At 66.3% G+C, this 20,146-nt stretch carries 24 protein-coding genes; 13 read left to right on the forward strand and 11 right to left on the reverse strand.

Features of this window, described 5'->3' with window-relative positions; genetic code table 11:
* Positions 1–77: 77 nt before the first annotated feature.
* Positions 78–2,750: a LuxR family transcriptional regulator gene (locus tag BGO47_RS02695; RefSeq protein WP_292708293.1), complete on the forward strand. Its 2,673-nt coding sequence runs from the start codon at positions 78–80 to the stop codon at positions 2,748–2,750.
* Positions 2,751–2,850: 100 nt separating this feature from the next.
* Here BGO47_RS02695 and BGO47_RS02700 read toward each other — a convergent pair whose 3' ends face one another.
* Together BGO47_RS02700 and BGO47_RS02705 are read right to left on the reverse strand one after the other, a co-directional pair.
* The gene (locus BGO47_RS02700) at positions 2,851–3,384 is read right to left on the reverse strand and encodes a hypothetical protein (RefSeq protein ID WP_292708296.1); all 534 of its coding nucleotides are present in this window, start codon (positions 3,382–3,384) and stop codon (positions 2,851–2,853) included.
* A complete protein-coding gene (locus BGO47_RS02705; protein ID WP_292708298.1) occupies positions 3,381–3,848 on the reverse strand; it encodes a hypothetical protein in 468 nt (155 codons plus the stop codon). The genes BGO47_RS02700 and BGO47_RS02705 overlap by 4 nt, the downstream gene beginning before the upstream one ends.
* A 181-nt stretch (positions 3,849–4,029) precedes the next feature.
* Here BGO47_RS02705 and BGO47_RS02710 point away from each other — a divergent pair, with 181 nt between their 5' ends.
* From BGO47_RS02710 to BGO47_RS02730, 5 genes are read left to right on the forward strand one after another with little or no spacing between them, the layout of a single operon-like run.
* Entirely contained in the window at positions 4,030–4,968 is a 939-nt protein-coding gene (locus tag BGO47_RS02710) for a hypothetical protein (RefSeq protein WP_292708300.1), read from the forward strand.
* A 50-nt stretch (positions 4,969–5,018) separates the two neighbouring features.
* A complete protein-coding gene (locus BGO47_RS02715) occupies positions 5,019–5,381 on the forward strand; it encodes a metalloregulator ArsR/SmtB family transcription factor (RefSeq protein ID WP_292708302.1) in 363 nt (120 codons plus the stop codon).
* Entirely contained in the window at positions 5,374–5,856 is a 483-nt protein-coding gene (locus tag BGO47_RS02720; protein WP_292708304.1) for an SRPBCC family protein, read from the forward strand. The genes BGO47_RS02715 and BGO47_RS02720 overlap by 8 nt, the downstream gene beginning before the upstream one ends.
* 36 nt (positions 5,857–5,892) lie before the next feature.
* On the forward strand, positions 5,893–6,627 hold the full coding sequence (locus tag BGO47_RS02725) for an aminoglycoside 3'-phosphotransferase (protein WP_292708306.1): 735 nt from the start codon (positions 5,893–5,895) through the stop codon (positions 6,625–6,627).
* Between the two features lie 56 nt (positions 6,628–6,683).
* A complete protein-coding gene (locus tag BGO47_RS02730; RefSeq protein WP_292708308.1) occupies positions 6,684–7,475 on the forward strand; it encodes a hypothetical protein in 792 nt (263 codons plus the stop codon).
* Positions 7,476–7,502: 27 nt separating this feature from the next.
* Here the strand turns inward: BGO47_RS02730 and BGO47_RS02735 are convergent, their stop codons facing one another.
* Complete coding sequence (locus BGO47_RS02735) at positions 7,503–8,174, reverse strand: Type 1 glutamine amidotransferase-like domain-containing protein (RefSeq protein WP_292708310.1); 672 nt, start codon at positions 8,172–8,174, stop codon at positions 7,503–7,505.
* A gap of 124 nt (positions 8,175–8,298) precedes the next feature.
* Here BGO47_RS02735 and BGO47_RS02740 point away from each other — a divergent pair, with 124 nt between their 5' ends.
* Complete coding sequence (locus BGO47_RS02740) at positions 8,299–8,949, forward strand: DUF6226 family protein (RefSeq protein ID WP_292708312.1); 651 nt, start codon at positions 8,299–8,301, stop codon at positions 8,947–8,949.
* Between the two features lie 49 nt (positions 8,950–8,998).
* On the opposite strand, the gene BGO47_RS02745 is transcribed toward BGO47_RS02740, so the two are convergent.
* The 3 genes from BGO47_RS02745 to BGO47_RS02755 form a co-directional block, all read right to left on the reverse strand.
* On the reverse strand, positions 8,999–9,424 hold the full coding sequence (locus BGO47_RS02745) for a type II toxin-antitoxin system VapC family toxin (RefSeq protein ID WP_292708314.1): 426 nt from the start codon (positions 9,422–9,424) through the stop codon (positions 8,999–9,001).
* Positions 9,425–9,437: 13 nt separating this feature from the next.
* The gene (locus tag BGO47_RS02750) at positions 9,438–9,701 is read right to left on the reverse strand and encodes a type II toxin-antitoxin system prevent-host-death family antitoxin (RefSeq protein WP_292708316.1); all 264 of its coding nucleotides are present in this window, start codon (positions 9,699–9,701) and stop codon (positions 9,438–9,440) included.
* Positions 9,702–9,777: 76 nt separating this feature from the next.
* Entirely contained in the window at positions 9,778–9,987 is a 210-nt protein-coding gene (locus BGO47_RS02755; protein ID WP_292708318.1) for a BRCT domain-containing protein, read from the reverse strand.
* A gap of 17 nt (positions 9,988–10,004) precedes the next feature.
* Here BGO47_RS02755 and BGO47_RS02760 point away from each other — a divergent pair, with 17 nt between their 5' ends.
* On the forward strand, positions 10,005–10,766 hold the full coding sequence (locus tag BGO47_RS02760; protein ID WP_292708319.1) for a DUF2071 domain-containing protein: 762 nt from the start codon (positions 10,005–10,007) through the stop codon (positions 10,764–10,766).
* Between the two features lie 717 nt (positions 10,767–11,483).
* On the opposite strand, the gene BGO47_RS02765 is transcribed toward BGO47_RS02760, so the two are convergent.
* Complete coding sequence (locus BGO47_RS02765; protein ID WP_292708321.1) at positions 11,484–13,070, reverse strand: HNH endonuclease signature motif containing protein; 1,587 nt, start codon at positions 13,068–13,070, stop codon at positions 11,484–11,486.
* Between the two features lie 177 nt (positions 13,071–13,247).
* Between BGO47_RS02765 and BGO47_RS02770 the strand changes: the two genes are divergently transcribed.
* The 3 genes from BGO47_RS02770 (at position 13,248) to BGO47_RS02780 (ending at position 14,636) form a co-directional block, all read left to right on the forward strand.
* Positions 13,248–14,054: a hypothetical protein gene (locus tag BGO47_RS02770; RefSeq protein WP_292708323.1), complete on the forward strand. Its 807-nt coding sequence runs from the start codon at positions 13,248–13,250 to the stop codon at positions 14,052–14,054.
* A 61-nt stretch (positions 14,055–14,115) separates the two neighbouring features.
* Positions 14,116–14,379 (forward strand): type II toxin-antitoxin system Phd/YefM family antitoxin, encoded by a 264-nt coding sequence (locus BGO47_RS02775; RefSeq protein ID WP_292708325.1) that lies wholly within the window; start codon positions 14,116–14,118, stop codon positions 14,377–14,379.
* Positions 14,376–14,636, forward strand: coding sequence for a type II toxin-antitoxin system RelE/ParE family toxin (locus BGO47_RS02780; protein ID WP_292708327.1), 261 nt, complete (start codon positions 14,376–14,378; stop codon positions 14,634–14,636). Before BGO47_RS02775 ends, BGO47_RS02780 begins: the two co-directional genes overlap by 4 nt.
* Positions 14,637–14,644: 8 nt before the next feature.
* On the opposite strand, the gene BGO47_RS02785 is transcribed toward BGO47_RS02780, so the two are convergent.
* Positions 14,645–15,013: a type II toxin-antitoxin system PemK/MazF family toxin gene (locus BGO47_RS02785; RefSeq protein WP_292708329.1), complete on the reverse strand. Its 369-nt coding sequence runs from the start codon at positions 15,011–15,013 to the stop codon at positions 14,645–14,647.
* Positions 15,010–15,231 (reverse strand): ribbon-helix-helix domain-containing protein, encoded by a 222-nt coding sequence (locus BGO47_RS02790; protein WP_292708331.1) that lies wholly within the window; start codon positions 15,229–15,231, stop codon positions 15,010–15,012. The genes BGO47_RS02785 and BGO47_RS02790 overlap by 4 nt, the downstream gene beginning before the upstream one ends.
* 144 nt (positions 15,232–15,375) lie before the next feature.
* On the opposite strand from BGO47_RS02790, the gene BGO47_RS02795 reads away from it, so the two are divergent.
* Both BGO47_RS02795 and BGO47_RS02800 read left to right on the forward strand, forming a co-directional pair.
* The gene (locus BGO47_RS02795; protein WP_292708332.1) at positions 15,376–16,014 is read left to right on the forward strand and encodes a hypothetical protein; all 639 of its coding nucleotides are present in this window, start codon (positions 15,376–15,378) and stop codon (positions 16,012–16,014) included.
* Between the two features lie 154 nt (positions 16,015–16,168).
* Entirely contained in the window at positions 16,169–17,629 is a 1,461-nt protein-coding gene (locus tag BGO47_RS02800) for a hypothetical protein (protein ID WP_292708333.1), read from the forward strand.
* Between the two features lie 76 nt (positions 17,630–17,705).
* On the opposite strand, the gene BGO47_RS02805 is transcribed toward BGO47_RS02800, so the two are convergent.
* Complete coding sequence (locus BGO47_RS02805; RefSeq protein ID WP_292708334.1) at positions 17,706–18,221, reverse strand: hypothetical protein; 516 nt, start codon at positions 18,219–18,221, stop codon at positions 17,706–17,708.
* Positions 18,222–18,392: 171 nt separating this feature from the next.
* The coding region (locus BGO47_RS02810) for a DUF262 domain-containing protein (RefSeq protein WP_292708336.1) at positions 18,393–20,146 on the reverse strand (1,754 nt) is incomplete at its 5' end.

Here is a 20,146-nt window from a genome sequence, read left to right on the forward strand (position 1 = left end):
GGGATCACAGTAGCGGCACCGACGAAGCGCGCGCATCATCGCGCCGATGCCAGTAGCCGATGCCACTATTGGTTGTCATGAGCAGTGCGACGCCGCATCCGGGTTCTTGGCCCGTGGTGGGCCGAGACACGGATGCCGAGAGCTTGGTCTCAGCGCTCGGGAAGCTGCCCGTTCGCGCTCAGATCCTGACGGGACCCCCGGGCATCGGTAAGACTGCGCTCGCGGGTCTTGTGGCAGAACGGATGCCGGAGCGCGCTGCGGTATCGATCATCGGGCTCTCTGAGCTCGCGGCAGTACCGCTTGCCGCGTTCTCGCCGGCGCTTACGGTACTGGGGCTGCCCGTCGACCCTGCCGAGGCTGTGCCCGCGCTGATCTCACGTATCGGACGAAACCCGGGCGATTTCATCTTCGTTGTGGATGATGCGCCGCGTCTGGATGATGTTTCGGCCGCCGTCGTCTATCAGCTCGTCCGCGGATTCGGTGTGCCGATGATCGCAACGGCACGGCTGGGCGAGACCCTTCCGGCGCCCCTGGCCAAGTTGCTTCTCGAGGGTTTCGCCGAGGAACGACGGGTCAGGGGGTTGGCCGTCGACGACGTTCAGGAGCTTCTTCACCATCGGTTCGGCGCGGTCGGGCGTCGTGCCGATGCCTCGCGCCTGGCGGGACGGACCGACGGAAATCCGCTCTACCTGCGGATGCTCGTGGAGGCTGCCCACCGTGAGGGCGCCGTGCGGGTCTCGGACGGCGTCGTCGAGATCGAGGACGGTGCAACGCCACCTGACCTCCTGCAGACCGTCGACGCCGCGATCGCTGCTCTCAACGAGGACGACCGCGCCGCGCTCAGATTCGCCGCGGTGACGCAGCCGCTTGATCTCGACAGCCTGGATCGGTCCTCTCCGTGGCCGCGACGAATGTTCGATGCTCTGCTGGCGCGCGGTCTTCTGGTGAGAGACGCCGGAACGCGGTCGGTGCGCGTGGCTCACCCACTGCTGTCGGAAGGGCTCGACCTTCTCGGCGACGACGCGGCCCCCGCGCGGACCTACGCGATCGCGCACCTTCGCTCGCTGGCCGATCCCACGAGCCGATTCAAGGCCATCGTGTTGCAGTCTGAAAGCGCCGCCGTGGATGCCGTCGATCTCGTGTGGGCAGCAGATCATGCGTTTCGATCGGCTGACTTCGAACATGCCGCCGCGTTCGCGCAGCGGGCTACTGGCGCGGCATCCGTCCCAGCACAGCGTTTCCGTGCGTATCTCGTTCTGGCGTGCGCGAGATCGAGCCTGGGCGATCTGGATGCCGCAGACGCTGCCTTCGATGCGGCGATCGCTCTCACCGAGACGGGCTCGATGCGGGCCGGTTCATCGACGAGTGGTTCGGGTGAGGTTGCGGAAGCTTCAGAGGATGAGATCCCCTGGCGCGACCGCGCCTTGCTCGCCAGCCGACGTGGCGAGCATCTCGCCTTCCGTCGGTTCGACGTTGCCGCTGCCATCCAGGCCGCCGAAGACCTGCAGGCGTCGGCACCGCCGACCGTCGGAGCCACTTTGGAGCCGGAACTGCGGTTGTGGCGGGGACTGGTCGGGCAGATGCATGAGCGAACAAGCGAGACCGAAGCCGATGAGTCTCCTGAAATGCTCGTTCGTGGCGCTGTCGCATCGATCATGACCGAGTCGATGAACGGGCGCACCGCGGCCGCCGTCGAGGCCGCCTCACTTCTGTCAGACGCGCAGGCGAGGTTCGGGGTACTGGACCCGTTCGCTGCGGCCATGATCGGATTCGAGACCTACTTCGGGTTCCTCTCGCGCGGAGAGCATGAGCGCGCCGTCGAGTTCGCTGAACAGCGACGCGCGACAGCCGGCGAGGGTGCCGGCATCTGGACGAGCACGGTCGCCGAACACCGCAGCTACAACGGTCGTCTCAGCGAGGCTCGCCGGCTCTCAGCTCTTGCCGTCGATCAGCTCCGCTGGCGGGACCCCTTTGCGATCATGCCGCTAGCTCTGGCCATCCGCGCTGACCTGACGGCGAAGTCGGGGGATCTCGTCGGCGCACGAGATCTGCTCGACGCGATGGATCCCGCCCAGCGGTCGGAGCCGAAGGCGTTACTGATGGCTGCGGAGTGCGAAGCCTGGCTTGCCCACGCGGCAGGCGACTCGGCTCGCGCGGCTGCGCTGATTGAGGCAGCAGCCGAGCAAGCGATGGGGGTGGGCTTCCAGCTCGTCGCCGCGATTTCACTCGGTGTCTGCATCCGTGTTGGGAAGGTCGACCGAGCCGCAGCGATGCTCGAGGCGATCTGCGAACAGGTGCCTGCCGAGATGCGCCTGTTCACGGCGCTGCGCGATGTCGCCGTTGCGCTGCGTGATCGCACACCGGGGCGCATGCCCACCGCAGCATCGGCTCTCGTCGCGGGCGGGATGGCGCCGACGGCCCTCGACGCGATCGAGCTGGCTCGCCGGATGCGGCAGGACGCCGAAACCCGGCACCGCCTCGATCGCGTTGCCCTGATGGCAGCCGACGGGGTGGATGCGCCGCTGTTGCAGCGCCGCGATAGCCCCGTGATCTCGCAGCGAGAGCGCGAGGTGGCGATAGCCGCCGCGAGTCGTGCCCGCAGCCGCGAGATCGCCGAACGCTTCGGTGTCTCATCACGGACGATCGACAACCAACTGCAGTCGGTGTACCGGAAGCTCGGTGTCTCATCACGCGACGAATTGCGTGCCGCGCTTCATGAGACGGGCCTCTTGGCTCGGAGCGCCGATTAGTCGTCATCTCGCACGTCGAGTATGTCGGGGCGGGGGACTCCCCATGGCTCGCAGGCGCTTCCCGATCGCTGCCTGCTCCCCGCCCCGACCGTTCGGGTCGCTACGGCTTGGCGAGCGTGACCGTGTAGGTCACCTCGAGTTCTGCCGCATCGCCGAACGCTTTGAGGTCGACGTCTCCCGCTACTCCGCCGATGTCGGCGATGTAGTGCAGCGTCTCGGTGAGGAAGTCGTCGTTTCCGCTGCGCTGGTCGCTGGTGTTGGTCCACCCAGGATCCGCCGAGAGTCCATCGACGGTTCGCCAGAACGGGTCGGGCGTGCGGCACTCAAACTCCCACACCCACTGGGTGTCGAACTCTGTCTCGTTGACTGAGTAGTCCAGCTGCTCCTCACACCCGTAGAGGGCGACCTCGGGCATTCCCTCGGGCACGGGGATGGGCTCGCCCTCGACGGCGGCGCCACCGGTCGCGGCGGGCTCAGTCGTGGCATCGGTGTCGGCGGATTCCTCTGCGGCAACGTCGAGAGCGACATCCGTGGGGGTGGGGGCGGCATCTGGTGCCGCGCAACCGACCAGGAGCAGAGCCGGAATGACAGCGAGCGCGGCGAACGCGGCACGCGGGTGACGGCGCGGCGTCATCGGGATGTCACCCCGTAGATGAGAGCTTTGCTTCCGCCTTCGGCGCCATCCCAGATCACGGTGGCAACCCACGTGTCGTTCTGGTAGGAGGCGATGCGCCCGTCGGCGGTCGTGCCGTCGGTGACCAGTTCGTACCCCGAGCCGGCGAGAGTGGCGATGATCTGCTCGACAGAGTCCGCCTCGACCCCTTCGTAGGTGAGGTTCCACGATCCAGGAGCCGTGACGACGCTCACGAGCTGGCCAGTTGGTTGAGGCAGCTCGGCGGGGAAATCGGCGGGAACCTCCGTCGTCGTGCCGACCTCGATGGTTCCTTCGTCGGTTTCGATCGAGGCGCCGTTCTCGTCGACGGAGATGCCGGTGGCGTCTTCGACGATGTCGGTGACCGAAGGCATGCAGCCGCTGAGAAGCAGCACCGTACCCACTGCGAGGGCCGGAACGAGAAGGGTTGCGCGGGGGTGGGGCATGGATGTCTCCAGGGGAGCGGACAGGGACATTCACATGGTCGCGTGCGCCCTCGACGGCGGCAATGAGTATGAACTACCTATCGCCGCCCCATCCTGTCTGCCGTCGTCACCCGACAGTTCCCTAGGATGGGCTCGGGCGGCCTGGGTACTTCTGACGAAACCAGCAAGGGGGCGGTGCGGCATGGCGTGGATCGGCGGCCTCCTCGTGATCAGCATCGCGGTCGCGGGCGCCATCATCGCCTTCGCGCTTCCCATCATCGGTTCGCCCGGACGAGGGCAGCTGTTCGTGCGGTTCTGCATCATTGCGGGCATCGCCGCCGTGGGCTCGACCTTGATGTACGCGATCTACGAAACGACAGCCACCGTTCTGGCGCTCGCGGTCGGTGACACGTTCATGGTGCTCGGTCCGGGCGGGATTCTGTTGGCGCTTCGTGCGCTGTCGGGTCGGCTGCGCAGTGCCACGATCGTGGTGTCCTGTGCCGTGTTGGCTGTGGCGGCGACCACGGCGCTCATCGGACTCCCCGTCTCGGCGCTCGTGAAGGTCTCTGCACTCCTGCTGCTGTGCGTGCTCACGGCGTGTGAGACCCGCGTCGCGCCGATCGTCGGCGAGGCCGGCGCGCTGACGCTTCTACTGGTGAACGCGGGGTACGCCGCCTTCTCGTTCGGACGCATCGCCGTTGCTCTCACGCTGGGGATGGATTCGCCTCTCTACCGGGCGGCGTTCTCGATTTATCCGACGACAGCTGTCGGAATCGTGGCTGTCGCTGGAACCGGAGTCGCGGTCGTACGGATGGCAGTGGCGCGAAGCGTGGGCGGGCGGATGTCGCCAGACGGGCCCGAGTCCGGATACAGCGTGGACGGCTGGTCGGTGGGTCTGCCCGCGGTCGATGATCTGCGCGCCGCGTTCGGGAGCTCCACGGTGTCTCGACTTCGGGCCGACCTTCGCGAGGCATGCGAGGTGATCAGCGCTGACGGTGCGCCCGAGGCGACGGTGCTCGCCAGAAGGCGGTCGCATCAGGTCTTCAGCCAGGCGCTGTCTGCAGAACTCGAGTCACGCGGGTGGTCCGAGAGCGAGATCGCGATGGTGGTCATCGTCCCGGACGAGCGGACGGATGGCTGAGGTCCCGTTCGGTATCGCTTAACTTGCCTATATAGGCATATGATTGAGATATGGCCCGAGCCGCAACCACCTCCGACGCGTTCAACGCGATTGCCGAACCGCGGCGGCGCGACATCCTGATGCTGCTGCGCGACGGAGAGCGAGCGGTAGCCGAGCTGGCCGACAACCTCGAGATGACGCAGCCCCAGACTTCCAAGCACCTGCGCGTGCTGCGAGAGGTGGGACTCGTCCGGGTTCGTGGTGCCGGCAAGCAGCGGTTGTACGGACTGGATGCCGAGGGCCTGCGGCCCATTCACGAGTGGACGGGAGGCTTCGAGCAGTTCTGGAACGGCAGCTTCGACCGACTGGATGCCTACGTGCAGCGGCTGGCGCAGCATCCGTCAACGACAGACAGAGGAGACACGGATGACTGACCAGCACATACCCGCCACGGGGTCCGAGCCCGAGGCAGACCGAACCGTCGTGGTCGAACGGCTCGTCAGCGCGCCTCGCGAGGTCGTGTTCGAGGCTTTCACGAGCGTCGATCATCTCTCGGCGTGGTGGGGGCCCGACGGCTTCACGACATCGACGCGAGAGTTCGAGTTCCGCGAGGGCGGGGAGTGGATCTTCACGATGCACGGACCCGATGGCACTGACTATGCGGAGTGGATCCGGTGGCGTGAGATCGTTGCACCCGAGCGCATTGTGCTGCTGCACGGGGAGTATGCGGGCGATCCGAATGCGTTCGACTCGGTGTTCACCTTCGACGAGGTGGGAGCGCAGACTCGGATCACGCTGTCGACCGTGTTCCCCACGAAGCAGCTGCGCGACACGGCAGTCGAGGAGTATCACGCGATCGAAGGCGGTGCGCAGACCCTCGGGCACCTGGCGACCTACGTCGAAGCCTGACTCCCTCCGCGGTCGGTCCACCCGTACCGTGGTCGTGTGAGCATTCCCGCGCCCGACATCTCGGTCCCGCCGCGGGTGCGGGAGTTGGCGCGGGGTGCAGTCTTGACTCCGGCCTGGATCAACGACCTCGGCGGCCTGACGTTCCGGGCGACGGATGCCGGCGGCATCCGCTTCATCAAATACGAGCCGCACAACCCCGAGTGGTCAGCCGAGGCCGAAGCCGAACGGTTGCGGTGGTCGACGCGCTTCACGCCGGTGCCGCGGGTCATCGAGTGCGGACGCGACGAAAACCACGCGTGGCTGGTGACCGAGGGGTTGGCGGGCGAGAGCGCGGTATCGCCGCGGTGGCGCTCCGAGCCTGCGACGGCGGTTCGGGCGATCGGCGAGGGGCTGCGGGCGCTGCACGACGCCTTGCCTGTCGACGAGTGCCCGTTTCGGTGGGACGTTCCCACGCGCCTGGCGAACGCGGCGGCTCGCGGCATCCGTGTGCCTGCCGCCCTGCACGAGCCGCCGCCGGCCGACCGGCTCGTCGTGTGTCACGGCGACGCGTGCGCGCCGAACACGCTCATCTCGGATGCCGGCACCTGGTCAGGTCACGTCGACCTCGGCTCGCTCGGCATTGGTGATCGGTGGGGCGACCTCGCCTCGGCCGCGCTGAGCACCCAGTGGAACTATGGCCCCGGGTGGGAGGACGCGCTCGTGGCCGCCTACGGCATCGACCCCGATCCGGAGCGGATGCAGTACTACCAGGCCCTGTGGAACGCGACCTGAGCCGCGGCCCGGCTCGTCGTGCGCAAGATGTCGCATGTCGAAGGGATGCTGGGCACGTGAGCTCTGACCCATCCGCCGTCGAACGCCTGCCTCCGCCGCCGGATCGCGCCCCCGACCTCGACGAGCGTTTCACTGGTGCGCTCTCAGCTGAGCGATGGGTGGCGCACTACCTGCCGCACTGGACGACTCCCGAGCGCTCGAAGGCGCGCTACCGAATCACGCCCGAAGGGCTCGAGCTGCGCATTGACGAGGATCAACTCGACTGGCGACCCGAGGATGCCCCGCTGCGAGTGTCGAACCTGCAAACCGGCACCTTCTCGGGGCCGTTGGGGTCGGCATCCGGAACCCACCGCCACCGCGACGACGTGCGCGTGCGCACCCAGACGCCGCTGCGGCTGCTGTTCGCTCCCTCGAGCGGACGCGTCGACCTCACCGTCTCGGCCACGCGCGATGACGGATGCATGCTCGCGGCCTGGCTCGTGGGAACCGAGCATCTTTCGCCACAGGATTCCGGAGAGATCTGCGTCTTCGAGATCGATGCAGATGCCGTGGCTGGGAGCACGGTCGCGCGGACTGGTGTCAAGGCGCATCATGATCCGCGGATGCACACCGATATGGCTGACGTGACGTTGCCGTTCGATGCGAGCCGGCCCCATACGTGGACGGTGACCTGGGGGAGCGGTGCGACCGTCATCGGGTGCGAGGGGCGCGTCGTGCGTCGGATCGGGCAGGCTCCCGACTATCCGCTGTTCCTGATGATCGACCTGTTCGAGATCGGACCGCCCCGAGGCGCCTATCCGAAGGCAGCGATGATCCACCGCGTGCAGGGGTGGAGCTTCGACGAGTAGTCGCGGTATCCGACGCGGGGCAGTCCTTCAGTCGCTGAGCCGATGCCAGACGCCTTCGGAGACGACCTCGACCCGGGCGCCGTCAACGACGATCGCCGTGTCGTCATCCATGACATACGCGGGGACATCGATCTTGGATGCCCACTTCTCGGCGACCTCCATCGCGGTGCCGGGCCGATCGCCGACGGCCAGGTGTGGGCAGATCGCGAAGTCGACGACGCCGAGCCCGCGGTCGCCGAGGGGTGATTGCCAGCCGACGAACTCCTGTCCGATCCGCGGCGCCATGACCATGCTGCCGGCGCTCATGCCGACCCACACGGTGTCGTCGAGGTCGTCGAGCAGGTCCAGCATCCGTGACTCGCGCAACCAGTGGTGCAGGTAGATCGCATCGCCGCCCGAGACGAGCAGCGCATCGGCATCGCGCACCTGCGGCATCCAGCGCTCGTCGGGGACGCTCGGCAGCGCCGTCAGTTCGAGGAGCCCGACGGACTTCCAGCCGAGCGACACCATCGGGTTGCCGGGTTCTCGGCCTGCGGCGAACTCCCATGCCTTCACGCCCGGCCCGAGCCACGGATGCCCGTACATTGCGGTCGGAATGCACAGTGCAGTCGACTCCTCGATGGGTTTGCTGAGCAGATCGACGAGTGCCCTCCGGATGCTGGGATTGGTCACTCCGCCGGAGGTCAACAGCAGTCGCATCGTGTCTCCTTGTCGGCGCGGGCGCCTCCCCAGGAGGCCAGATCCCCACGCGGATGTCAAGCGCTGGCGGAGCCGTTCAGGACCGCGTCGAGCTCCGCTTCGATATCGCGGGAAGAATGGCGGCGTGAGCTCCTACCATCGTCCACCGATCGAGACGCCGGTGTTCCGCGACGCCGCGGGACAAATCATCGAGTACGGACGCCGCTGGGAAGACTCACCGCCTACCGAGACCTATTCGGTCGACACGCATCCCGAGCGGTTCGCTCCGCTCCACACCGTCGCCGATGCGCTCGTGGCGCATGTCGCTGAGACCTACGACGTCCGGATCACCGAGGGGCCGGATGCCGCGGCCGACCTCCTTCGCCAGAGCAGGCCCTTCGCGCGGGCGGTGCGCATCGAGCCGATCGACCCGCGATGCGCCGCGATCACGCTCGTCTACACCGACTATCCAGGCATCGTCATGCATGCGGGATTGCTGCACGACTTCCACTTTCCGATCTGCGGGTGTGACGCGTGCGACTCGACCGGGGAGGCGGAGGTCGACGAGTTCGAACGGCATGTGTTTGCCGTCGTCGGTGGCAGGTACAGCGAGAGCGTCGACGAAGGCCCTGATCCGTGGGTTGGGTACTCGCTTGAGTATCCGAATGGGTCGACGTCGGGGCGAGGGCCCATCGGCGAGGACCTGCCCGTCGCCCGCGTCGAGGCGGCACGCCCCATCCTTCGAGCCCTCTCCGGCGGCTGGGCTCCGTGGCCTCGCGTCGCGGTTGAGTCCTGAATGGGATGCCGCCCGCTCACGGCCATGACGCATGACCGGCGCGGGAACGTCATCCGTGACTGTCGACGGTGGCGATGCCGAGTTCGCTCCAGGCGTGCAACAACGCTTCGTCGCCGGAAACGGCAACGAAGTCATCGGATGCCGTTGCTACCGCACTTGCCGCATGAACGGCGTCGTATCCGCGCAGTGCCTGAGTGCGAGCGATCTTTGCGGCTTCGCGGATGATGAGCGGCGCAACGGCGATGCGCGCCACGCCGGCCCAGAGGGACTCGAACGCCGCGAGCGCGCGCTCGTGCGAGGCATCCGTCAGTCGATCGAGCCGGCGTGCCTGGGCGAGCGCCGCGTGCGCCTCGACGTATGCGAGGTCACTGGTGACGATGACAGCTGCGGCATCCCACACGTCGCGACAGCGCGCTGTCGCCGGTTCGTGGATGACGAGGGGGATCAGTGCGGAGGTGTCGAAGTACGCGAGCATCGCTGTGCGGTGCTCAGCGGCGCTGGTCGGCCACGAGATCGCTCACGGTGCCGGATGCTTCGACCGGCTCGAGGAGTTCAGCACGCCCCGAGCGGGGGAGCGTTGCCAGCCCCGCCCGGACGAGGGCTTCGAGCCCGGACTCGACGCCGATGGGCACGATCATCGCGACGGGGCGCCCATGGTCGGTGACCGTCAGTTCCGTTCCGGCACGCACGTCGGCCAGGTGCCGACTGAGTCCGTCGCGCAGCTCCCGGATGCCGATTGTGGCGCGTTTCATGAGCATAGTGTAGCCACAATGCCCAGACCTGAGGTCGGAAGCATGCGCCGCAAGATCACCACCGGCTGATGCGCGCTCACCCGAGGTTCGCGAGCAGCCACTCCTCGCCGACGATCGGGATGCCGTAGTCCCGAGCCTTCCGCGCCTTGCCCGAGAGCGAGTCGGGGTCGGCGGCGACGACGAGTCGCACCTTCTTGGTCACGCCCGGTTTCGGGGCGACTGCGACTGCCCGGGCGGCTGAGGGGCGCCCGGCTGGCTCGACACCCGGCCCCGTGGCCTCTGGCACAACGGAAGAATAGGGTCATGGTCTCGTCGAGCCACCCTCCGCCGCTGCCGGGTCGGCCGGTCATCGCCCAGCGCTGGTCGCGGGCAGTCTTCCTGCATTGGCGGGTGGATGCCGCGCGCCTGGAGCCGCTGCTGCCGCCGGGGGTGCGCCCGGATGTGTTCGACGGCTCGGGCTGGGTGGGTTTGGTTCCCTTTGTCCTCTCGCAGTTTCGGTTCTTGCCTGCCCCGCCGGTGCCCTTTCTCGGAACCTTCAACGAGATCAACGTTCGCACCTACGGCATCGATGACGAGGGCCGGCGCGGCGTGGTGTTCCTGACGCTCGAGGCTGAGCATCTCATTCCCGTGCTGACGGCGCGCGCGCTGTTCGGTCTGCCGTATCGGTGGGCGAGCATCGGTCACCGCCTGGATGCCGAGGATGCCGAGGATGCCGCGACCATCGAGTACCGCTCCCGGCGCCGTCGAGTGGACGGTGCAGCGCGCGGCCCCGGCACGCGACTGCGCGTTCGCGTTGGCGAGGAGGTCGTGGATGACGAACTGTCGCGCTTCCTCACGGCGCGGTGGGGCTTTCACGAGCGTCACCTCGGCCGCACGATCTGGGCCGCCAATGCGCACGAGCCGTGGCCATTGCGGCGGGCGGAGTTGATCGGCATCCGTGACGGGCTTCTCGCTGATCGGGGATTCGCGGATCTCGCAGGGCGACGACCGGATTCGGTGCTGGCGATGCCGATGGACCACCCCGGCTTCGTCACGCAGTTCGCTGCTCCCGTACGCGTGCACTGAGACACGCCTCGAAGAACCCTCGACCCTGTCTCGATATCCCTCGGCGCCTGTCCACGCGACGTGGTTATTCGACGAGCGCAGCACCTGATTACTCGGCGAGCACGGCGACTGCTTGCCAGCCGAGCGCAGCACGTGGTTACCGGCTGAGCACAGCGCCTGCTTATCGGAGGAGCGCAGCAGCTGGCTGCCCGGCGAGCACAGCAGTTGGCTACCGGCCGAGCGCTGCACCGGGTTACTCGGCGAGTGCAGCACCGGGTTGCTCGGCGAGTGCAGCACCGGGTTACTCGGCCGAGCGCTGCACCGGGTTACTCGGCAAGTGCAGCACCGGGTTACTCGGCCGAGCGCTGCACCGGGTTACTCGGCGAGTGCAGCGCCTGCTTATCGGAGGAGCGCAGCAGCTGGCTGCCCGGCGAGCACAGCAGTTGGCTACCGGCCGAGCGCTCTACCGGGTTACTCGGCGAGTGCAGCGCCTGCTTATCGGAGGAGCGCAGCAGCTGGCTGCCCGGCGAGCACAGCAGTTGGCTACCGGCCGAGCGCTGTACCGGGTTACTCGGCGAGTGCAGCACCGGGTTGCTCGGCCGAGCGCTGCAGCGGGTTACTCGGCGAGTGCAGCACCGGGTTGCTCGGCCGAGCGCTGCAGCGGGTTACTCGGCGAGTGCAGCACCGGGTTGCTCGGCCGAGCGCTGCACCTGCTTACCGGCCGAGCGCTGCACGTGGCTACCCGACGATCGCGCCATCGGACTGCCCAGCGTACGTCGCGGCTTCACCTTCCCTGGGTCTTCCCTCGCGCCAGGGTGGTCTGTCGGGCGGGGGCGGGGGATCCCACGCCCACGCCCACGGCGCCTTCGTCCGCAAAACCCTCGGGGTCGCCGGTTCGCCGCCGAGACCCACGTGCCCGAACGGTGGTACGAGAATGAACGCGCCGTGACCGTCGCGGATGATCTTCCATCCGTTGTTGTGGAGCTGCATGTGATGGAACCGGCAGAGCAGTACCCCGCGGTCGATGTCGGTTCGGCCATTGTCGGCGGCGACGTGGTCGATGTGGTGGGCCTCGCAGTACGACGCGGGCATGCGGCATCCTTCGGCGATGCATCCGCCGTCGCGAACGGCCAATGCGATCCGCTGCTTCGCCGTGAACAGGCGCTGTTCGTGTCCGACATCGAGCGGGTTGCCGCCACTGTCGACGGTGACGGTCACGGTTCCGTTCATGCAGATGTTGCGGTCGACGACTGACCCGGGGAGGGCATCCCCGCCGTCTTCGGCGTGTCCGGTCTTGATGAGCCGGCCGATCGGGTCCCGCGGCCCGCTCGCATCGCCAACCAGAACGATCCGAACCCCGGGTTGACGTGCCCCGAACACGTCGGGGGCGCTCGCGAGCGCCCCGGCACGAATGAGGTCGACGAACAGGTCGTACTCGAGCTGCTCGTTGCTGCGCGGGTCATCGGAGAGCTCTTTCGCTGCGGCGCGGTCGGCATCCGAGATGAACCGGGGTCCACCGCGCCGGGGACGTAGCGCCGCGGCAAAGGCGGACCGCAGCCACAGCGCCATCTCGTCGTCGAAGATGATGTGGCCGTGGTGTTGTCCGTGTTGGTCGATCCACGTGCGTAGCGACCGCTTCTCGTACCGCGCCTGGAACCGATCTTCGGCGCCAACGGGGTCGAGAATGTCGCGCAACTGCCTCGCCCGAGCCCGCAACTCCTCAACGGATGCCCCGCCCACCGCCTCATCGACGAGGGTCTCGGCCGCAACCGACCACGCGAGAGCAGCGGATGCCGGATCCACACCCTCCGCCGAAGGCTCGCCGAGCCCACCGCGGATCGCATCACTCTGAGCCGTCGTCAACCGGCCAGCCCAGAGTGCGGATTGCAGCGGAGCGTGCCACGGCGCGCGGGTCGCGTCGGGGGAGTCGTCCGTCGCCGGTGCCGGCTCAGCGCCCGAGGCAGCACCCGCATCCGGCGCCGCACCATCAAGCAGCGACTGCCCGACACGCACTTGCCGCAGCGCGTCTGCGCGCGTTCCGCCGGTGATCGACTGCACCAGAGCAACGGGTGACGCGTGCCCCTGGGTGGCCGCGAGCCCCGAGTGCCCCTTCTCGCGCCTCGATCGCTGGGCGGCGACACCCGCAACCACGGACTGCAACCGTTCCGCATCGTTCGCGATGCCGGTGACCTCGCGCAACACCTCCAACACGGATGCATCGCTGAGCGCCGCGGCGCCGGACGGGAGGCTCGAGGGCTCGACATCCAGCTCAGCGAAAACCGCGAGCCGGTCAAGCCGCTCGCGCATCGCCGTGAGGATGTTCATACGCTCACTCTCTCACCCACCTCCGACATTCATCGCGGGCCAGAACAGAACCAAAAACAGCCTGTGGACAGGTCATTTCCTGAGTCGCCTGGGGAGGAACCGACGCCCGTGAACACACACGACCTAAGCTCGGACACCAGACCGAAATCGGCACACCCAGGCCCGGAAGGGAGTGGCATGAACACCCCCACCCGCCCGCGCGCCGACGCACCGACAGGCACCCCACCCGTGCCGCGCGCTGACCTCACGGTCGCGGCCGCTGCCGTCATCCTCGCCGCGGTCGCCCTCGTCGCCTCGAGCCTGCAGTCGGGCTTTGCGCCTCTGATCACGCTCACCCTCACCCCACCCGGAATCGCCCCGGCCGACGGCGGAATGATCATCGTCGTCACTCCCACGCCCGACCTCTTGCCCGGCATCCAGATGGGCGCAGCGATCGCGACGCTTCTGTTCTTCGTCGCCGGGATGCGCCTGCTGCTGCTCATCCCTGCCGTCCGCCGGCGTCACGCCACGGATGCCGCAGCCGATCGCCACACCTGGCGCTGGATCGAGTACTCGCAGCTGGCAGGTGTCGGCACCTTTCTCGTCGCGCAGCTGAACGGCATCACCGAGGTCACGAGTCTCGTGCCGATCTACGCGCTGGGCGCCGCCGGAGCGCTCTTCCTCATCGTCCACGACCACCGCGCCGCGACCGGGCGCTTCGGTGGCCCCGCTTTCGCCCTCGGATCCGCGGTCGCGATCGTGCCGTGGGGTGTCATCGCCTTCGCGCAGATCACGACCCTCCTCGCAGGCTTCGAGGTGTCGGCATCCGTTCGCGTCGTGACTCTGCTGATGCTGGCGGCTTCGGCATCCGTGTGGGTCGTGACCGGATGGCGCGCCCGCCGTGATCCCAAGCGAACAGACGGATGCCGCACCGACGCGCTCCTCGGCTGGGTCCTCCCTCTGGCGCCAGCCGCCCTCGTGCTCTCGACCGTGTGGGTGGGCTGAGGCGCTCCGGCCAGCCAGGCGCTGCTGTGTACACAATGACGCCAAGTGCTACACTATCCGCATGGAATCCGTCACCACTGAGGTCTCGACGCGAGAGCTGCGAAGTCAGCTTGCTGACGTGCTCGGACGCGCAATGTACGCGGGCGAGCGTATCGGAGTGACCCGCAACGGCAAGCTTGCGGCTGTGGTCGTGAGCGTGGCCGATCTGGAGGCTCTCGAAGCGTTCGAGATGGCCCAGGATGTTGCTGCCTACCGGCAGGCCAAGGCCGAGGATGATGGCACCCGCGTGACCCTCGATGAGTTGCGCGCCGACCTCGCGTCGTGAGCTACCGCGTAGAACTCACCACGTCGGCAGCGCGTCAGATTAAGAAGCTCCCGCGCCCGGCACGCGATCGGGTGCTTGATGCAATCGCGCATCTGACCAGCGATCCCCGGCCCCATGGGGCTACGAAGCTCGCCGGGGAAGACACTGCCTGGCGGATTCGTGTCGGCGACTACCGGGTGATCTACGACGTGTTCGACAGTGAGCTGGTGGTCACGGTCGTTCGCGCCGGCCACCGCCGCGAGGTCTACGACCGATAGCGAGTCCGTCACAACGACAGGTGAAGCCGCAGGGCGTCATCGAGAGCGCCGAGCGATTCACCGGTCAGACGGCCAGTGACGCGGCTCACACGCGAAATCGACACCGCGCGCACCTGTTCGGCCTGGGCTTTGCTGGGCCAGGGGAGTCCCGATTCTTCCGGGGAGAGAAGCACCTGAAACGGATGCACCGTCGAGATGTTCGACGTCACTGGCACGACGGTGATCACCCCGTGTCCGGTGCGCGCAGCGCTGAGGTTTGCCGTCGCGTTGCTGACAACGATGGCCGGGCGAGTTCGCGCGGCTTCGGATCCGACGGCTGGATCGAGATCGACCAGCACGACGTGACCGCGTCGCAACGCGCGCACAGGATCTGTCACGACCGCGCAAGTCCGTCGCCGGATGCCGCATCCCACGCGTCATCGGCGGGTTCGGCGAAGGCGTCGGCGTAGGCATCCGCGAGTCGTTCTTCGCGCAGCACCCGCACGGCGTCTTGCACCGCCGCGGACCGACTGGAATAGACGCCGGTTCGAGTCTGGTCGTCGAGGAACGCGAGGTCATCGGTGCTGAGGCTCAGGCTGACTTTCACATGCACCATCTTTCGATGCTACCAAAGTAGCAATATCGCGGGTCGGGTGACGGTCGAGCTTCGCCTTTCCGAGTCCGTCACACTGGGTAGACGGCGCCTGACTCTGAGTCTGCATTGGGGCTCAGAGCGCCCAGGTGTGATCAAGGAGGCGACATGCGGTCTGTGCACGAGCTGCCGGGCGAGCCCTGGCCCCACGACATGGTGATCAGCGTCGATCAGCCCAACAACCTGATCACGCTGCTGTTCGTCCGCGAAGTGTGGGACATCGCTCGAGATGTGGACATCCCCGCACTGGCGCCTCCACCCGCGCCCGGAGACTCGATGCGTCCAGAATCGCCGTCGCCGGACGTCTGGTCTGAGCGTTGGGTCGAAACGTGGAACGCCGCTTGGGCATGGTACGTGGACGGCGGAGGAATCCAACACCGGGATGCCGCGCGGATTGACCCTCAGGCTGCGCTTGCCGAACTAGCCGCTCACCTCCCGCCAATGTGGGAGACGCAGTACGGAAGCGACGGCATCGACCGGGATACCGTGTGGCAATGGATGCAGACCCTGCACGATGCGCCCAGACCACTCGATGAGGCACCCGAACGACGAAGCCTCTCCGATCTCATCGAGGCGTGGCGGGACGGCATCGACTCCATCATCGTTCTTCCCTACGGCATCGACTTCTCCCGGAGGATCACGTCCCGGCACCTCGTCGTTTCATCGACTACCCGCGATGACCCGTCTCTGTACGGCCAGGCGCTTCGGCGAGCGGCCGGCGCGCCTCCAAGCCTCGGCACTCCGTGACCTTCGCTCCACGTGATGTGTTCGTCATCCCTGCTGCCGCGGGATATATGCGAAACCCGGCGATAACCGACTGTTTCCGAAACTGACAGAGACACTCCGCCGCTGACCCGATAGCAAGATGACAGGCCATCGACCATCGTAGGAGAGCACTGTCATGAGCGTTTCCAGTACTTGGATTCAGGGGCAGCGTCATCCGGCCCTCGAAGGTATTGTCGCGAACTTCGCGCGTGACGACGCCGACATCGAGTGGGATGCCACGTCCGTCGTGTTCGACGGGTGGGACGGTATCTTCGTCGCGCGACTACAAGAGGGGGAGTCGCGGGTCCGGATCTCGGTTCTGTTCTACGAGCCGGCTCATGAGAATGCGCTCAGCGACGCCTCGATCGAGGACTGGTTTAACCGTCAGCCCCTGCCTTACGCGAGTGTCTTGGCACTGGGCCATGCCGCCGACGATCTGGACGGGGTCACCGTATGGCCCCGCCTTCGTTTCGAGCGATCGGTGGACAACTTGCAGCTCATGGGCATCACGAGCGATGTGAGCGCCTTTGCGGATGCCTGGGACAGCGGTGGCGTTGCAGAGCCGCCGCGTGCAGGGTACCTCGACGTCGGCGATCCGACCGAGGAGCGACCTCGTGCAGCGTGGATCTTCATCGGGGCAGAGGCGTCCTATCCGGAACCAGAAGAACTCGACGCCTCCCGAGAGAAGGGAGGTGTTGGGGTCTACGACCTGCAATGGACTGCGCCGAAGAACTCGGACGTCGGCGACCTGGCCCTGGTCTATTTCGTCGCCCCGCGGAAAGCGGCCTGTTTTGTCGCTCGCATCGCGTCGCGTCCGTTCCTCGAGACAGGGGTAGAGCGCTCGCCTGATGACGAGTTCGACCCGAATCAGTGGTGGTGTTATCTGACGCCGCTGGTCGAGATCGAGCCGATCGCCTACGAGGAGCTCAAGGCCGCAACTGATGGCCACCTGCTCCTCAGGGGCAAAGGGGGAAAGTACCTCTCGCCTCGCGCCGCGTCTCGGCTTACCTTCACGGCTGTCAGGCCTGACGAGCAGGAACTCGTTGACCGGATCGCGCAGGTTCCCGAGGGTCCAGCAGAGCTTCCGCAGCTCGCCGGTATCGATTTTGAGAACTGGTCGACCATCCCCGCAGGCATGCTCGCCGTCGAGGCGCAGGTCGAGCACTACATCGTTGACCCGCTCCTGGCGTTCGTCAACGAGCATCGCGGCGCCGCGCGCATTGCGCTACCGCCCCTTCAGCCGAAGCGTCAACACCGACTCGCGCGCCGGATCGTCGATTACGCGGTCATGTGCGACGGCATTCCGCTCGTGGCGGTCGAAGTGAAGCTCTCGCTGCGGCGACCCGTCGGTGGCGACTGGATGACGTCGCCCGACTTCCGCCAGGTCCGCGCCTACATGGACGAGATGGACGTTCCGGGTCTGCTCGTGGATTCGCGATCGATCTGGCTCGTTCCACGCGGCGCCGAAGCTCCGTCATACGCCTTCGAGCGAGCGAGCATGACGGATGCCGACATCACCGCGATCGTTGATCTGATCTTCGAGCAGGCCTACCACGCGTTCGGCGGCAGCGCGGGGATCCGTCAGCGGCGACTGTAAGGCTTGTCTACAGAGGTCCGAAGGTCTTCTCGAAGATCGCTTTGACGGCTTTCGTCTTGGCGGCGCGTGACCGATGTCAGGCCTTCGGGTTGCCCTGGTCGAACCCAAACTTGCCGCCAGTGATAGCGACAACCACGACGCCGATGATCGCTGCTCCTCCCAGAATCGTCTTGACATAGGCGCCCGCTTTTGCCGCCTTCGCCTCCGAGTTCAGGCGGTGCTGTCCTTCGACGGTCTTGCCGATCTCGGCGTTGATGCGAAGCTTGTCTTCTAGGGAGAGATTGGGCTGCTTCAGCATCTCGTCGAGGATTGCGCGCTGCTCGCGGTAAGCGTCGTGCACCTGCCGGTCGCCGTCGTCCGCCGACTTCAGGAACGCCTGGAAGCTCTTGTCCAATGAGTCGAGGGCACCGCCTGCGAGTTGACGGAACTCAGGAAGCTGATCGATGAGCTTCTTTTGCACGTCCTCACTCAGGTGCTGCACTTGCATAGCGAACCGGCCGTAGTTGCTGCGTGCAAGCTTTTTCAGCGACTCGAACTTGCGTCCGGATATCTCTTCCGTGATTGGTTCGGTCTCTTCAGCACTGTCGGTCATGTTGTCCTTTCCGGCCGCTCAGACGGACGAGCAAGGCCGAGCGTTGGCGTGCGTGTTGCGCCGAGTGTGACATCATCCAACTCGCGTTGGCCGGCGTTCAGCAAGGCCGAGCAGCATTTCTGGACACTCAGTGACGCTAGCCGGACACGCAACGCCGAGCGAGCGCGGCGACTACAGCGAGAAGTAGTAGTCCCGAATCACCTTCGCCATCAACACGCGCCTCTCCTTCAAGAAGTCGCCGTACGTCTCGGCCGTGGTCGTGCGGATGCTCGCAGGGATCGCGTTCGCGCGCAGGTTGGCATCCAACTCGACCTCTGACGTGATCTCGCCCAGCCGAAGCACCCCATCGGCGACCTGCTGATCGACACGCGCCATGTAGTCGGCGGGGGCGGCGTCCTTGATCGAGATGTTGATCGGTGTCTCAGTCAGCGCGAAGTTGGCAATCTGGTTATAGTCGCCGCGGTCGTTCACCCCGTTCGAAACGAGGTAGTTCTTCGGTATGACGTGATGGATGTCGCCGACTTCTTCGACCATGCTCGAGACCGTGACGTTCTTTGACAGGAACCCACGCGCCTGGGTCTGGATCTGCGCCGCAAGGAACGCGAGGAAGTAGGGACTCCGCACCGACGAGGACTCCATCTCCATCGGAAGGCCAACATCCCAGAAGGTGTCAGCCAACTGCGACGATTCGATGTCGCTCAGTGCCTGGAGGGCGCCGATCTCGTTGATCCGGCGGATGTCGGCTTCGAACGCGGTCTCGAAGCTACCCGTGTACCGACCGGTTAGCACGGACATCACGAACCAGCGGCGCACGACGAACTTGATCTGCCCCTCGTTGAGCGTGCGCTCGGAGCGAAGCTTGAGGTACAGCGCGTAGGCGAAGTTGAGGGCGTTCTTCGAACTGATCAGGCGAGGGGCGATGAAGCCGGCCGACTTGATCGTGAGCGTGAACTGCTGGAAGTTGTACTGGTTCACGATCTCGAGCAGGACGTTCTCGAGCCGGCCAAACGACTCGACCGCCAGCTCCTCACTGAAGGTGCGGGTTTCGAAGTCGCGACCCGACAGCACGCTCACGAGGGCCGCGACTTTCCCACGTGAGAACTCCTTGATCCCCGCGACGCGGATGACGTCCGTGTAGGTCGGGTCATAGAGGTCCGAACTGTCGTTCTTCAGCCAGGCGATCGAGTTCAGATACCCGGATGCCGCGAACGCCGTGTCATGCTGCGCGATGTCGCTGTACACGTGCGGCGCGACGGCCAGATGGCAGAAGTAGTCGATGAGCTTACGCAGGTCGCTGCCGATCTGTCCGTGGCTGGCAATCTTGCTCATGGCGAAGTCAGCACTGCTGAGCGCCACACCCTTGGAGTTGATGCGGATGAAGATCTCGGTGACGGTCTCGATGTCGAGATCCTCAGCAAGTGTGATGATGCCAACTTGGGCTTGGCGGATGCCGGCGAGGCGCTCGAGTGCCTTCTCTACGCCGTCTGCGTCGATGCCCTCGTTCGCTTCCATGTATTTCCGGGTCGCCGAGAACATTGAAGACGAGTTGAGGAACTCTGCCACGTCTGAGATCCAGGCGGGGTCACGATCCAGAATCGGTGTCTGCGTGGCGAACTGCTCGGTGATGGGGTTGAAGGCGATCTTGATCCGCTTGCGTCGGTAGTTCTTGTCGACGACCTCTTGCCCGACGAGGGCGGCGGTCATCGCCGTGATGCGCTGCTGTCCGTCGATAAGGATCTGTCGAAAGGCCGACGTAGTTCCGTCCTTCAAGCCCACGTCGGCGCTTTGCCAGGTGATCAGGTATCCAATCGGGAACCTGGAGTCCCGCGGGGTGGTGGTCTTTCGGGCCCGCGGCGTCGTGACCGCGACGGGGTGAGCCATCGTGCGATGGTCAGTGAGAACGACCAAGAACTCACACAGAAAGA

It is taken from the genome of Microbacterium sp. 67-17, from assembly GCF_001898325.1.
In the GTDB taxonomy this organism is placed as follows: Bacteria; Actinomycetota; Actinomycetes; order Actinomycetales; family Microbacteriaceae; genus Microbacterium; species Microbacterium schleiferi.

What these genes read in the sequence shown, in the direction of transcription:
- BGO47_RS02695 (WP_292708293.1), top strand. Translation starts at nt 78, where the DNA reads ATGAGCAGTGCGACGCCGCATCCGGGTTCTTGGCCCGTGGTGGGCCGA.
- BGO47_RS02700 (WP_292708296.1), bottom strand. Translation starts at nt 3,384, where the DNA reads ATGACGCCGCGCCGTCACCCGCGTGCCGCGTTCGCCGCGCTCGCTGTC.
- BGO47_RS02705 (WP_292708298.1), bottom strand. Translation starts at nt 3,848, where the DNA reads ATGCCCCACCCCCGCGCAACCCTTCTCGTTCCGGCCCTCGCAGTGGGT.
- BGO47_RS02710 (WP_292708300.1), top strand. Translation starts at nt 4,030, where the DNA reads ATGGCGTGGATCGGCGGCCTCCTCGTGATCAGCATCGCGGTCGCGGGC.
- BGO47_RS02715 (WP_292708302.1), top strand. Translation starts at nt 5,019, where the DNA reads ATGGCCCGAGCCGCAACCACCTCCGACGCGTTCAACGCGATTGCCGAA.
- BGO47_RS02720 (WP_292708304.1), top strand. Translation starts at nt 5,374, where the DNA reads ATGACTGACCAGCACATACCCGCCACGGGGTCCGAGCCCGAGGCAGAC.
- BGO47_RS02735 (WP_292708310.1), bottom strand. Translation starts at nt 8,174, where the DNA reads ATGCGACTGCTGTTGACCTCCGGCGGAGTGACCAATCCCAGCATCCGG.
- BGO47_RS02745 (WP_292708314.1), bottom strand. Translation starts at nt 9,424, where the DNA reads ATGCTCGCGTACTTCGACACCTCCGCACTGATCCCCCTCGTCATCCAC.
- BGO47_RS02750 (WP_292708316.1), bottom strand. Translation starts at nt 9,701, where the DNA reads ATGAAACGCGCCACAATCGGCATCCGGGAGCTGCGCGACGGACTCAGT.
- BGO47_RS02760 (WP_292708319.1), top strand. Translation starts at nt 10,005, where the DNA reads ATGGTCTCGTCGAGCCACCCTCCGCCGCTGCCGGGTCGGCCGGTCATC.
- BGO47_RS02765 (WP_292708321.1), bottom strand. Translation starts at nt 13,070, where the DNA reads ATGAACATCCTCACGGCGATGCGCGAGCGGCTTGACCGGCTCGCGGTT.
- BGO47_RS02770 (WP_292708323.1), top strand. Translation starts at nt 13,248, where the DNA reads ATGAACACCCCCACCCGCCCGCGCGCCGACGCACCGACAGGCACCCCA.
- BGO47_RS02775 (WP_292708325.1), top strand. Translation starts at nt 14,116, where the DNA reads ATGGAATCCGTCACCACTGAGGTCTCGACGCGAGAGCTGCGAAGTCAG.
- BGO47_RS02790 (WP_292708331.1), bottom strand. Translation starts at nt 15,231, where the DNA reads ATGGTGCATGTGAAAGTCAGCCTGAGCCTCAGCACCGATGACCTCGCG.
- BGO47_RS02795 (WP_292708332.1), top strand. Translation starts at nt 15,376, where the DNA reads ATGCGGTCTGTGCACGAGCTGCCGGGCGAGCCCTGGCCCCACGACATG.
- BGO47_RS02800 (WP_292708333.1), top strand. Translation starts at nt 16,169, where the DNA reads ATGAGCGTTTCCAGTACTTGGATTCAGGGGCAGCGTCATCCGGCCCTC.
- BGO47_RS02805 (WP_292708334.1), bottom strand. Translation starts at nt 18,221, where the DNA reads ATGACCGACAGTGCTGAAGAGACCGAACCAATCACGGAAGAGATATCC.